We start from the raw sequence: 13,085 nt of genomic DNA, 5'->3' as shown, positions 1-13,085 counted from the left end.
CCGTTTGACAGCACGCGAGATTGCCGCCGACCGCCGGGGCCTTCCGAAAGCAGGCCGAACGGGCGGTCGCCGCGCAGGATGCTGCACTGGCTGCGCTATCGGCCATGGAGGAAAGGCACGCGGCGTGGCATCACCACGGTCCGGCCCAATTTTGGATCAATACCTCCATAGCGCTATATTGGGGAGCGGCGAGACGTGGTGAGCGAGCGGAAAAGCAACGTTTGCACCGGACAGATCTTGATTGATGGTAGCCCGCTGCGCTGCAAGGTCCGCCACCTCACCGCGTCCTCGGCGGTCGTCCAGACTCCTAACGCGCCTTTCGTGCCCGCAGCCTTCGGCCTGCGCGTTCCAAGCGCGGACGTCGATACGATATGCACGGTAGTTTGGCGTGATGCACACCGCCTTGGTGTGACATTCTGAACTAACCGCCAACTTTCTTTCTGGACACGCGTCCCCGCGCGCCGGTGGGACCGTATTTATGTGCTTATCTCGACGTGACGTGCAAAACTTTGGCGCGCCGGCCACCCAACCGGCGTCGCCACCTCTTGAGCCGTGAAGCCGCCAATCGGCTTATTATTTCCACCAACATTCGCAACTTGACATTTATGGAGGATGGCCAATTGGCCACGCTAGATAGCGTGCTCGACGCATCGAGCGAACCATTGGCTTTCGCCGATCGCGCGGCTATAGCGTCGCTCGGCGGCTGCAAGAAGCCGATCTGCTACCACTCGGTGGTCCTGGCTACGCACCAGAACTTGCTCAACGCGACGCCGGCCCCCTGCTTGCCACGCTGATGTCGGCTCCGAAATTGCACGAGGCGGCGGAGCACGCACGCGCCTATTCCGCCATGACGCCAGGCGGCGCGGTCTTGTCGACCGATGCACCCGACAGCATTCCGCGCTCGGCGCTCGAATTTCTGGATTTGAAATCCGAGATCGCCGTCGGCCGGGCGCCCGAAGCCGTCGACGACATCCGCGGCCATCGTTTCGAGTTCGTGCATGGCTGGCGCGAGCTTTCAGCACATAGGCCGGAAGACAGTGTAACACGTTTCGTGTTGCCCGGCGCACTCGCGTCGCATCAACAGGCCCCGTATAGCATCGCTGGCCTCGTCAAGGGTGAGGTTTTTGCAAATCTCATAAGGATCTATTTTAATGGCAATTTTGAAAAAGAAACCCGCCGACGCATTTGTCTTCCCGACGCTTCTGGACTCGAGCCGGATACGCGGCGCTCTTTGCCAAACAGGCTGAACTCAGCGCCCTTCTTTCCGGCCTCCGAAAGGAAGCTGACGATCTAGACAAGAGGTTCGCCGAGCAGCCGAAGTCACCGCCTCTGCTGGAGTTCCGCGTCTCCTTGGGGATCCGGAGGATGCTGCGCCCCACCTCCGAATGCGCCGGGCAGAAGTTTCGGGCGAAATCACCAACGCCGAAACGGCGCTTGTGCATCGTGTGCACATCACGCCTGAGGCAGTGGTGCTATTCCGGAGGGGTATAGAACTGCAGCGCGGCCCGCACGACCCGTACGAACTGAGCAACCTAAAGAACGCCCTGGCTGCTGCGCTGGGCCGCAGCAAGTTTGCCGCCAGTCCGCTAGATCGTCAGCCACGATTGAGGCTGCGACCGTGAACCGATGGAGGTCGTGCTCGAACTGCAGGCGCAACTCCGAAAGAAGAGTCGGACATGACGACTAGCAATAACGTCGTCGACACCCGCCGGCCAGTTCTGCATGTCGTGATGCCACGCGCCGAGGTCGCGCGCGAGACGCGCTGCCGCGCGAGACCGTGACAGCCTTCCTGCGCCGCTCTGATTGGGCTACGCGTGGCCGCAAGTATGGCTGGCAGTTCAAGAAAGGTTTTCCGACCATCCTTGAGATGAACGGCGAGGCGGTGCTGCGTCGTGATTGGCGAAGTCGGGAGGCAACGGCGGTGCGAAGCAGGCTATTGGGCTGGTTGCGCTTGTCGCGGTAGCGGCGTTGCTCGTCCGTTGGGCGGTGCAATTGCGAGCGCGCTTGCCCTCCCAGCCATAGCCGGCACGGTTATCGGCGCGGGCATCGCCATTGGCGGTTCGTTCCATGTGAGTGCCGCACGGACAGTCAACTTTCAATTCAAGGAGTTTGATAATGTCGGCAGCTAACCTCATCGTCGCCTCAGACGGTGCGCATCTCGTTTCAGACGCGCTAGTCTGGAATACGGCAGATCAAACGATTACCGCGATCTGCAACAGGGCGATCTTGCTCCCTCAGTTTCGGGCTGCGGCGACGGTTCGAGCGGAGGCGTTCGTCGTTTTCCAGGCGGTCGGGCTCGCTCTATCGACGATGACCGCAGGCGGGTTTGCCGAGTTTAAGCAGACGGTTGGTCCAACGCTAATGGAGCTGAACGACCGGATGGACGCAATGGGCGCGGCGAGTCCATTCGAGGTGTCGGTCGCGGGAATTTCGGAACAGCATGGCCCGTCCGGTTTTCGGATTACGTCACTGGAGGCCGGTAGCGAGCACCTGGAGCCATGGCGAGCATTTGAGTTTCTGCGCGGCTTTAGTCCGTGCCCCAGCAATACCGAGGCGGACGAGCAAAAGATACGATCGGCATTGGCCACCGCACCGGCAAAACTTGAGGGACACGCCATCACCGTGTTGGAAACTCAGCGTGATATCGCCGGGCGAGACTACGTTGCCGCAAGCGGCATCAGCACGCGGATCATTCATCGGTGGCATGAAGATGTCGTTGGGCCCGCCACCGGACGAACGCGGCTGGATTGCCTTCCAACCATCCACCGGCAAAGTCAGGTGGAAAATCGATGGCAAATGGCTCCCATAGAGCAGCAAGGAATTTACATTGACGGCACTTTCAGAGCGGTGCGCCGGCAAAGGGCTATGGCGGAACGTCGACCTCGCCACGCACGATCGGCACGGGGAGTAAGGATCTCGCCAGCCAGGCCGGTCTGGCCTATCAGATCGGCGCGCGCGTTCGGGCGACGTCGAATGGCGATACAACCAAGTGGACGGAAGGCGTTGCGACCTACTATGATGGTGCGTCGCCATCAATGTCGACAAGATCAGCGGCAGTGGCACGCTGGTAGATTGGGATTTCAATGTTGCCGGTCAGTTCGGGGCCGGCGATCTGACGAGCGCGAACAACCTGTCTGAACTAACTGCAACAGCGGCGACGGCGCGCAGCAATCTCGGTATCAAACAAACCGTCCAGTTAGGCGCGTCGCAAGATTTCAATGCCGTTGTTGCTCCCGGCACTTATTATTCATCGGACTCGACCGGAACAAACACCCCGGCCGCAAGTGACTTCTGGTATCTGACGGTAGAAGCGTTCGGAGCAAGCACATACATCAAGCATTGGCCACGCGTGTTAATCTCCCGGCGAAACATATGTGCGCGTTTGCGTCGCAGGCACATGGGGGCTCATGGCGCCGCGTTATGACCGGCGACAACAACCTATCGGAAGTAGCGAACGCAGCAACGGCGAGGGACAATCTCGGCGTGCCGCAGACCTATGGACAGTGCCGATTGACACTGTCCGGCGGAAACCTGGTGCTGGCGCCTTGGAATGGAAATCTTCTAACGATCGCAGGCGCTCCGCAGATCGTTCCAGAGGCGGGCGTTTCGCTTGCGGCAACCGGCCTGATGCCGGGCACGACTTATCTCATTTGCGCTTATATGAATTCCGGCACGATGACGCTTGAAGCGTCAACGCCCGCTCACGCGACATCGACGAGGGCCGGCAACAAAGGCACCGAGATCAAGAGCGGCGATGGTACGCGGTCGCTGGTCGGCATGGCGCGCGTCATCACTGGCCCAGCATTTGCGGACACAGCGGCGCAAACCGCTCGTTGCCTCGTGGTTCAACCGGCGGCTGCCGGGGCGTCACGGGTGCGATAGACGGAGTGTCCACGGACACCGGAGCGGGCGCCTACACTGAGAAGACAGTCTTCAAGGCTGAGTTCGTCGCTTTGGCCGATGAGGTCATTGACGCTAAAATCACCGGGACAGTGACAAAACTCTACAAATGCGGGCGCGTGCGGTTTCGCGATCTTCTTTGACGGCGCGGTCGGAGATAACTGGGACGTCAATCCTCAAGGAGCGATGTACCGCATCCCAGCCTCTGGCCTCGCGACCCAGAAGGCGGGAACGGACGGCTACCATCATGTGTCGTTCGGCTTGCGCACCATAGGGGGCGGCGCAGCCTCGGCCGTCTATGGGCTGAAAGTATTGGCAACGGTTGGGTAGGGGCCGCGCGGGAAGACCAATGCCCAACAACGACTCCAACCGGCAGATCAGCCAGCTGCCGATGCCATCCCTTGGGGCGTTACCTCCAGCCCGATCCGGTCATCGGCTCAATACCAGCGGTTAGCAACAGTGTTTTGACAAATCCATGGTTTGTTCACAAAACATATTACGTGAGATTCTGAGCAGGCCCGCAGCGTGACGGCCATCTATAGCCGCCCGTCTTGTCAGCTTTCGGAAAGGTAGTCCGCGTAAAACGCCTTTGAAGTTAGTGGCGAGTGGCAGGGACAGCGCAATGCACCAGAACGGTCAGCGCCGAGTCATGTTCCCGCTAACTTCAAATGGTAGTGCGGGCGGGGCAGGGACAGCGTCTGATCCAACGCAACCGAACAGCGCCGAGTCTCGCCCGCAAGGCCTGCCACCTGAGACTGATCGCCAAGTCACCGCCTTGTTTTGGTAGTTGCTCTAGGGCATTCGTCCTGAGAATACACCCCTGTCAGCTTCTTGCCCCCGCTTGAAGCTGATAAGTTAGCGGCACGTGGCAGGGACAGCGCTTTATCGGTCCACTTCAAAGCGCCGAGTCACGTGGCCGCTAACGTTCCCAAATGCGTCCGCTACACGGTTAAGTAAAGCGGGTGGCGTTGCGGGAAAATCTGTCCCCATCTCGCGCCTGAGCGCCTGAGCGCCTGAGCGCCTCGAACTCGGATAAGGTCGAGAGAGAGCAATCCGCCACCGCGTCCATTTTTGAGCCGATAACTTCAACCTGGGATCGCCAATCGGCCAGCTGTTCTTCAGTTCGCTGTGGCCCGTACGTGTCTTCCGGTGTATGGCTTGGCCCACGGGACGTAGTCCGTGAATGCTTGGATTGCCGCTACCACTTCGGTCCTAGGCACGGCGGTTACTGGTATGAAGAGCCAGCTCGAACAGTCGCAGGTCGAGGGTTTTACTATGAGAGGCACGCGGGGATGCGGCAACCCACCGGTGCTGGTAGGTGCTTTCCGGTAGGTCTCACGATACTCCTTGATCGCACCCCTTGAGAATTTGAGCCTCTCGGGAGCAAAGGTGGCCAGCCTCAGTCTTCGAGGACGGGCTGGCCACCGAAGTTTGTGGCGCAAACCCATAGAGCAGTACGGGCCAACGGATGCACATATTCGAGCGGCACATCACGTCCCTGCGGTCGCAAGCGCTTGCGGTGCTTGCAGCCAATCAGGCCCGCGCGGCCGATCAGTCTCTGAGCCCATTAGACCGCGAAGCCGCCACATCTAATGTCGCCGAGGCTCAGGCAATGGTGGACATACTCGTTGCGTGAAACCCAATCTCGGGCCGAAGGAGGCCCGGAAAATCGCTGCACGCATACGCGCTCTTTTAGGGGCGCCGCGTGAGTGCAACCGGTTCGGGTGGGATGCCTGTGAGACTTTCGCTAGCGCGCCGCGCCCGCACTGCTCCCGGTGTGAGACTGGGATCATCACGCGGACGGCCGGCTATTACGCTTGGCGCGAACGCCCGGAGAGCACCCGCGCAACCTCCAATTCTGCGCTGCTGGCCGAGATCCAGCAGGTCCATCGCGAGAGCGGCGAGCGCTACGGCAGTCCCCGGGTCCATGCTCTCCTGCGGACGCAGGGACGTGGTGCCAGCCGCGGCCGGATCGAAAGGTTGATGCGGCGGCATGGCATTCGGGCGATCATGGCGCCGCCACGTCGGGTCCGCACCACAGTGTCGTCAGAATCTGCCGATCGCGCCGAACCTGATCGCACGCGACTTCACCGCCGCAGCCTTGGCCCATCGTCGATCCTTTCGCCGGCACATGCCGGCGGCCGTTCCACCGAACGGCGGGGCCCGGAATATAAGCTCCGCTCGGGGCTACAACGCCGCCGGCAAGTCTCTCCGCCACATAAGCGCGCAAGGTTGCGTTGAGCGCAAGCTTGGTCGACTTGGGCCGGCGGGCAGATCGGTCTGCATGCCATTGGGCAGTTGTGGCCCGATAATCCAACCCGCCGCCGCGGGTGGCCGCGTTCCGCCGCAATTCACCGGGAGACCGTCGAAGCAGCCCGTCCCAAGCGGCGCCTAATCTCCCGTATGGAACGGCCCTGCACCTTTAGAAGGGCGATTTCCTCGCGTTCAGCCAATGAAAGGTAGCGCCCGGAGAGAGGTTTGGCCGAAGATCTGAACATCGCTGGTGGCATGCCGCCTGCCTTTCGGAACAATCTGCTTCCGACAGGTTGCGATAAGCCGGCCTCAAGTGCAGCATCTTCGCTGCTCTGCCCCGTGGCAATCGCCTTCCAAAATCTATTCTGTTCATCGCGTCCGGCCACAGACGGCCGGCCTGGCAATGGCGCTCGCGCCTGACCGCGCCGAACGTCGAATTACAACTTTCATCGCAACCTCCAACTTCGCGGTGTTGCGACGACCGTTTAAATCCGCCTTGCACACCGCGATCGGAGTGGTGGATCAATCCGGCCTGCGGCCGTTGCTGCTGGATGGCCATCGCCAGTGCCCGAACCGGGTCTGGCTCGCCGATATCACCTACATCCCGACCGCTGAGGGTTCGTTGTATCTGGCGGCCGTCATGGATCTCTTCAGCCGGAAGATCGTCGGCTCGGCCATGCGCGATCATATGCAGGTCGAACTCGCATCCGCGGCATAGCATGGAGCCCTGAGCAGATTGCCCGACGCTTGCCGATCGACTTCCCGGACGACAAGACGATGCGCATCAGCCACGAAGCCATCTATCAGGCTCTCTTCGTACAGGGCCGCGGTGTACTACGCAGCGAGCTGACGGCCTGCTTGCGAACCGGGCGCGTGTTGCGCGTGCCCAGGGCGCGCGTACGCAGGCGAGGCAAGAACTTCGTCTCGCCGGCGATCATGATCAGTGACCGCCCCGCTGAAGCGGCCGATCGAGCAGCGCCGGGACATTGGGAGGAAGACCTCATTCTCGGTCTTGGCAGCTCGGCGATCGGCACGTTGGTCGAACGCACGACGCGCTTCACAATGCTATTGCACCTTCGCCGATTAGCGGGGCATGGCGGAAGCTCCACGCAAGAAGAACGGACTTGCGCTTACGGGACACGGGGCGGAAGCCGTGCGTGACGCGATCTCGCGCACCATCATCACTTTGCCCGAAGAACTATGTCGCACGCTGACTTGGGATCAAGGAGCCGAAATGGCTCAGCAGACCGCCTCAAGATCGATGCGGGCATCCAAGTCTACTTCTTCGACCCGCAAAGCCATTGGCAGCGCGGCACTAACGAGAACACCAACGGGTTGCTGCGGCAGTACTTTCCGAAAGGCACAGACCTGAGCATCCACAGCGCCGACGAGATATCCGCTGTAGCGGCGGCCCTCAACGCCCGACCTAGAAAGACACTGGGCTGGAAAACGCCGGCAGAAGCGCTTGACGAATTACTGTCATGAGTGAAAACAATTGGTGTTGCGACGACCGTTTGAATCCGCCCAATATGCCTTACACGCCTATCGCAATGCTCTCACGGGCGCCGGCATCACCCCATCGATGAGCCGCAAGGCCGATTGCTAACGACAACGCCCCGATGGAAAGCTTCTTCCATACCTTGAAGACCGAGCTCGTCCATCATCGCGATTACAAGACCCGCGCCGAGGCCCAGCGCGATATCTTCGCCTTCATCGAGGGCTTCTACAACCGAACCAGGCTCTATTCCGCCCTCGGGTATATCGCCCCGATCGAGATGGAGCTAAAAGCCGCCTAAACCCGTCTACGTTTTCGGGGGAAGATCATACTTTTCAATTTGGGACAATATTTCTTTGCGAGTGTCGATCGACAGCGCGGAGTCTTTCGCCAAAGAATTGGCGCGAATAACAGCGCCCGTCTCTTGAAGCATTTCAAGTACGACTTCGTATAATACCTGAACTGCCTTGTCTGTCGGTTTTTCCGCCACCCGGCTGAGCCTTTATAGTCTTTGCATTCAAGCCGACCAGAGCCGCGAAAGCAACCCGGTCACTCTGTCGCCCCGACTCAGGCGCGCACTTCTGCAGCGCAATTCTGCGCTTAGGAGAGGGTGCAATGGGTTTGAAGAATCCAGACGGGTTTATGGCCCGCCTCGAAGCTGGCTTCTCCCTGGCGGCGACCATCAACGGCAGGAACACTCCAGACGGGAAGAGGCGTCGCGGCCTTGGGACGGAGAGGGATCGTTTGTTGTCGTGAATTCCCCGAGTGGGGACAGAAAGCGCAGGCGCTTATTGTGCAGAATCCTAAGGCCGCTCAGAGGCGCAAGGGAGGCGCCAGAGGCGCCGATCAATCGTGCGGTCAGATCGTGATTCTAACCAGCCAGCGCGGCGCATCCCAGCCCATCGGGGAGTGCACCGAACTCGGAAGCATGTTCGGAGACTCGTTGAACGGGACTGGATCACCAACTCTGAGCAAGAGGCTCTTCATGAATATGCTCGTCTCGTCAGCAGCCATCGCCGCAGCGCCAGCCGTTGCCGCACCGCAGGAGTCGGCGCCGAGGACGTCGGAGATTGCGACCGATCACAAGGCGGTCTTGGAACGTATGGAGCAAGTTGTCGACGTGCTCCGAACACGCCATATCCGGCCGGGCTGGACCTTGAGTGCAGATCGCGCTGCGGCCTACTTTCGTCGGCATGTCCGGGGGCCTAGTTTTAGAGACGAAGATGAGGACACGGAAGAATTTCACCACGCTGCGAAATTCTTACATGCCCATGGCCAGTCGATCTATTGGGTCCTGTTCGGCGACCCAAGTTTTTTGATCTGTGGGCTCGCGGCGTCATGTTGCCCGGCGGAACATCCTATTCGTCGAAAGCGGCGGCAGACCCGATCATCGACGCTATCGAGGCTCATAAAGAAAGCGAGTGCAGACTACTCGGCAGCAATTCGCGACCTGGTGCCGGGGACACTCGATCCCGATCCGGAGAAGGAAGAAACGTTCAGCGATCGAGAAGCCGAAGTCAGGCACGAACTCGCCACAAGCGTGCCGACGACGTTGGCCGGGCTGCTCGCTGTCCTCACATAAGTCGAAGAGGTCTCTACCGGAAAACACTCGGAAGCGGCCGGCCGACAATGCTTTTGATAGGGACGACCTGATGAACTTGCTCGTCAGCGCCCAAGATTGCGTTCGGACGAACTCCCAACAGTCGGTTTAGCTAAAGCGCCAATCGCCCGCCGGTGAGGGGCGGCGGGAGAGCGCTCACGCGACAGATCAAGAAGCGCCGTGAGCGTCCGTGTTGCGTCAACTAGACGGGACAGAGCGGGACAGCCTGGAATTCAAGGGTTTTCGTCAGCATCAGGCGCAACATGCATTTCAGCAGCGAGAAACCGTGATGCTGTTGAAATTGCTGGCGATCCCAGCAGGACTGATAGAAATCAAGCAATTCAACAGCTTGATGCCAAGGTTAGGCAGTTTTCCAGCCTTTGTTTCCCATAGGTAAATTCGGTGATTGCCTAACCGGGCTGGGCGCGGCTGGGGCGGTCCCTCGGGTCCAAGACACAATCGCACAACCAAATAAATCGCCTTTAAGTTGTGTATCCCCGTAGTTCTCCGGATAAGAACACCCGTGGAAATTAAATAGGTCAGCATTTGTTCCCCAAGCGTGTATTTATAAGCGGAACACGTAGAAGTAAGGCCGCCTGAGTTGGGCGGCCTCAATCCCGCGGACAGCCCAGGAACGACCGGCAAGCGACTGGATTGGTGCTGTGCTCCGGCTCCATGCCCCCCGTGGCCCGGAGTAGTCCCAACGGTCCCAGTCGCTGCCAAGACGGCTGGGGCCGTTTTTTTCGAGATGGATTTGTTATTTGGGACCGAAAAGGCTGAGGAGCCCGATCGCGACGGGTATCAGGGCGACGCAGGCCCACAAAGCCGGCGCGCCAGAGTTTAGGCCGGCAATGAAGATCCCGATGCCAAAGCCGACGATAAAGGCCGAGATCGCATAGGCAGCTACTGTGTCCATCGGTCGACCCACAAGCAACTGGATCGATATCTCAAGGACGCGCCGCGGCAACAAACGTTCCAGCGCGCCGTCCTTTACCGGGCCAGGCTTGGCTTCCTGGCTCCAGCAGATTTTGGGGTGCCCGTTTAGCAAACGGGTCCGCGGAAGCCCACTAGTCATCACCGGTTCAACCACCAACCTGGGGAGACCTTCATGGGCAATCGCGCCGCTCGTCGTGCTTGGGCATCTCGCGTTCAGTCGGATGCTCACCTAACGGATCTGGACAAAAGGCTAGCGATGACGATCGCAGACATGGACAGACGTGGCTTTTCGCTATGTCGGATGGGCGACGATTTTTTCTTCCAACCCAAACCGCAATACGCGGCTAGCCTTACCTGAGAGCAAACATGAACATTATAAACCTGCGGCCTGTCGCCAACCGTGGCGGCGGGCGGTTTCGTGACGTCGCGATATTTGACGCTGAGGTCGTAGACGGACTTCGGATAATGGCCTGAAGCTGGCGCTAGCGCCGGACGGCAAGCGCTTTGTGTTCTCGCCTGGCCGCGAGGTGAGCGGTTCTGTACGTTCAAGGGCGACTATGCTCGCCTTCTAGCCGATGCCGCTTGGGAGAATGGGGGCCGTGTCGCCAGTGACAAGCGATAAAAAAACACACACCGGATTCCCTGAAGTATCAGTGGAAGTTGCTAGGCCTTGTACAGCGTTCCGATTGGGCAACCGGCCTAGACAAGTCGGTCGCATACGAGGTCATTGACAACTATTATTCAAAGTTCGGCAACAGCCGAACTAGCCTTCGTTATCTGGAGAAGGCGACCGGGGCTGCCCGCCAAAATGTCATCGTGTCATTGCGCCGGCTTTGCGAAAACGGTCCTTTTAGCGTTGCGCGCAAAGGCTCCGGTGTCAGGCCCACCGAATACAATCTACACTTCGACCAAGTAGCCGAGAGCGCTAGTGGTCATGCTGGCGTTACCACTGCCGGCGATTTCCCTAGCGGTCCTGCGCACAGGACCTCTAGTGGTCATGCTGACGTGACCGCTAGGGGCCTTAGTGGTCATGCTGGCGTAACCGAATCCGTCCTACATGTGGACGGCCTACAGGCCGACTTACATGATAGGATGAATGACACCCGCCCGCCTACGGCGCCGCTGCTCGGGGATGGCCTGGCGGCCACCCCAGCGCGCGGGTCGGCGGTGGAAGAGTTGCCGGCCTCCCAAGCAGAGCCAACCTTTGAAGCCCTATGGCGGGCCTACGCCCATGCCAAGGGCAAGAAGGAGGCGCGTAAGATATGGGATGCACTCTCCCGGCCCAGGTAGACCGGGCTGCCGTCATAGACGCTGCCAAGGCATGGCAGGCGTCGTGGGCTGCATAAGGCAAGCCCGACGCGCCGCGCTTCACCCTGGCGCGATGGCTGAACGATGAACGCTACGATGAGGACGCGCCGAAGGGCTTCATCAAGGTTGAGCGCAGCAAACTGAAAGCCAACAAACCGGCCAGCACCAGCATCGGCAGCAAAATCAAGCGATATACGATCGTGGACTATGCCGATGAGGGCAGCCCGTTTGCAGATTGGTTCGAGACGTTCACTTTCCGATCCGAGGACAGGCATGAATTCACGCGGCGTCTTCATGTTTTGAAAGCCAACACGCAATCCGCAGATGATGCGCCGGACTATTACCTGAAACAGGAAATTGCGCGAGCAGCCTTCGGCAAAGGCAACCCGATCAAGGATTGGGTCGGCCGTATAATCGGCGTCACTGAGGAGAAGGGCGAGTTGGTGTTTTGGTATTTGCCCGACGAAAATCCGCCACCAGATGAGCCCGAGCCAGCGACGCCACCAGAGCCGGTCCCACCATCGGTAACGCAGCCGGACGACTGGCCGGCCTGGATGGACGTTGAGTACGAATACGACGAAGAGGCGTGAGCATCGCGCGGCTATCGGGGCAGGGGGGCCACCGCAATCCTTCCGACCGGGGCCGCCAACTACCGGCCGCCCCCTCGCACGCGTCATCCCGCAGGTTTTCAAATTATTTTCCAGGGTGCAGCCGAGCTAGCGGCCACCCCACGAGCCAGCAAATGACCAGATCAGCACGTCAAGAAGAGATTCCTATGAAGCACACCCCGCTCGAAGCCCGCCTTGCCCGCGCGGACCGGCGCTCCGATTTGCGCCGCTTGCAAGACTACGCCGCTCCGCACGCACCTACGGCATGGTTCGCCGCTAATGACAACGAGGTCGGCAGCGCCCAGGTTGACCGGGTCGTGGAGATCCGGCCGAGCCCCCGCGAGCAGATACGGATTGCTGTGAAGGATGCAATCAAGACGCGTGGCGATTACGGCCCAATCACGCCCGCAGAGTTGGACGCGGCGGCCCGGCGCAACATCCGCTGGGAGGCGCGCGAGTGGCTTGGCAGCGATGGCAAGTGGCGACCAATGACGGAGCTATTCAGGCAATCCAAAGGAGGCCGCCGCGCAAGACCGATGAGGAGCGGCAGGCCGACAATGAGCGGCACCTTAGTATCCGCGGCAGTGGCGGATTCCGGAGCGGTCAAGTTATGTGGAGCGCGGCTCCGAAGGCGAGGATTACAGCCGGTTTCGGGCGGCCCATTGGGCGCAGGCCCTGTGTGCGTGTAATGATAATCGCAGAGTTGAGATAGACCGTGCTGGTCTGGGCTCTCGCGCCCCGTTCACCGCGGCTCGAAACAACGCTGGCCTTGCGCCCGCTGAACGCTGTCAGACGGGTATTGCTCGCGGCGCAGAGTTTCTGGGATATCGGCAGCACCGCAACAATACCGCGCGACCAAGGGCAGCTTCGATGGACCGGCGTGTGGCCCGGAGGACGCCCTTATTTCCACGCTAGACGCGCCACACGTTGCCGCTGCGCTCGGCGATCATCTCGCGGTATTGGAAGCCAGCTTAGACGGTCTGAC

General features: G+C 60.1%; 8 protein-coding genes and 5 pseudogenes. 11 read left to right on the top strand and 2 right to left on the bottom strand.

The features are described from left to right. Positions 1–545: 545 nt before the first annotated feature. The 5 genes and pseudogenes from GGD65_RS25765 to GGD65_RS40310 all read left to right on the top strand — a co-directional run. Positions 546–794 carry a hypothetical protein gene (locus GGD65_RS25765; protein WP_179734497.1) on the top strand — a complete coding sequence of 83 codons (249 nt, stop codon included), beginning with the start codon at positions 546–548 and terminating at the stop codon, positions 792–794. After that, positions 794–1,294, top strand: coding sequence for a hypothetical protein (locus GGD65_RS25760; protein WP_183237002.1), 501 nt, complete (start codon positions 794–796; stop codon positions 1,292–1,294). Before GGD65_RS25765 ends, GGD65_RS25760 begins: the two co-directional genes overlap by 1 nt. Positions 1,295–3,420: 2,126 nt before the next feature. Beyond that, positions 3,421–3,882 carry a hypothetical protein gene (locus GGD65_RS25755; protein WP_183237001.1) on the top strand — a complete coding sequence of 154 codons (462 nt, stop codon included), beginning with the start codon at positions 3,421–3,423 and terminating at the stop codon, positions 3,880–3,882. A 5-nt stretch (positions 3,883–3,887) separates the two neighbouring features. Beyond that, positions 3,888–4,043, top strand: coding sequence for a hypothetical protein (locus GGD65_RS25750; RefSeq protein WP_179734490.1), 156 nt, complete (start codon positions 3,888–3,890; stop codon positions 4,041–4,043). Positions 4,044–5,703: 1,660 nt separating this feature from the next. Continuing rightward, positions 5,704–6,001 (top strand): annotated as a pseudogene (locus GGD65_RS40310) (IS3 family transposase); the annotation flags it as partial. Here GGD65_RS40310 and GGD65_RS25740 read toward each other — a convergent pair. Then, a pseudogene (locus GGD65_RS25740) lies at positions 5,998–6,557 on the bottom strand (transposase); the annotation flags it as partial. The pseudogenes GGD65_RS40310 and GGD65_RS25740 sit on opposite strands and share 4 nt — an antisense overlap. A gap of 164 nt (positions 6,558–6,721) precedes the next feature. On the opposite strand from GGD65_RS25740, the pseudogene GGD65_RS25735 reads away from it, so the two are divergent. The 5 genes and pseudogenes from GGD65_RS25735 to GGD65_RS39970 form a co-directional block, all read left to right on the top strand. Next, positions 6,722–6,856 (top strand): annotated as a pseudogene (locus GGD65_RS25735) (DDE-type integrase/transposase/recombinase); the annotation flags it as partial. A 14-nt stretch (positions 6,857–6,870) separates the two neighbouring features. Further along, positions 6,871–7,638: pseudogene (locus tag GGD65_RS25730) on the top strand (IS30 family transposase); the annotation flags it as partial. Between the two features lie 40 nt (positions 7,639–7,678). Then, positions 7,679–7,949 (top strand): annotated as a pseudogene (locus GGD65_RS25725) (IS3 family transposase); the annotation flags it as partial. A 684-nt stretch (positions 7,950–8,633) separates the two neighbouring features. Beyond that, entirely contained in the window at positions 8,634–9,230 is a 597-nt protein-coding gene (locus tag GGD65_RS25720) for a hypothetical protein (RefSeq protein WP_183236999.1), read from the top strand. A 208-nt stretch (positions 9,231–9,438) separates the two neighbouring features. Further along, entirely contained in the window at positions 9,439–9,645 is a 207-nt protein-coding gene (locus GGD65_RS39970) for a hypothetical protein (protein WP_210317252.1), read from the top strand. Positions 9,646–10,005: 360 nt separating this feature from the next. Here the strand turns inward: GGD65_RS39970 and GGD65_RS25715 are convergent, their stop codons facing one another. Then, the gene (locus GGD65_RS25715) at positions 10,006–10,413 is read right to left on the bottom strand and encodes a hypothetical protein (protein WP_210317286.1); all 408 of its coding nucleotides are present in this window, start codon (positions 10,411–10,413) and stop codon (positions 10,006–10,008) included. A gap of 1,279 nt (positions 10,414–11,692) precedes the next feature. Between GGD65_RS25715 and GGD65_RS25710 the strand changes: the two genes are divergently transcribed. Further along, a complete protein-coding gene (locus GGD65_RS25710; RefSeq protein ID WP_183236998.1) occupies positions 11,693–12,082 on the top strand; it encodes a hypothetical protein in 390 nt (129 codons plus the stop codon). The last annotated feature ends 1,003 nt before the right edge of the window (positions 12,083–13,085 follow it).

The sequence above is a fragment of the Bradyrhizobium sp. CIR18 genome (genome assembly GCF_014198295.1).
GTDB lineage: Bacteria > Pseudomonadota > Alphaproteobacteria > Rhizobiales > Xanthobacteraceae > Bradyrhizobium.
This window is presented reverse-complemented; position numbering and strand designations above follow the sequence as displayed.

What these genes read in the sequence shown, in the direction of transcription:
- GGD65_RS25755 (WP_183237001.1), top strand. Translation starts at nt 3,421, where the DNA reads ATGACCGGCGACAACAACCTATCGGAAGTAGCGAACGCAGCAACGGCG.
- GGD65_RS25720 (WP_183236999.1), top strand. Translation starts at nt 8,634, where the DNA reads ATGAATATGCTCGTCTCGTCAGCAGCCATCGCCGCAGCGCCAGCCGTT.
- GGD65_RS25760 (WP_183237002.1), top strand. Translation starts at nt 794, where the DNA reads ATGTCGGCTCCGAAATTGCACGAGGCGGCGGAGCACGCACGCGCCTAT.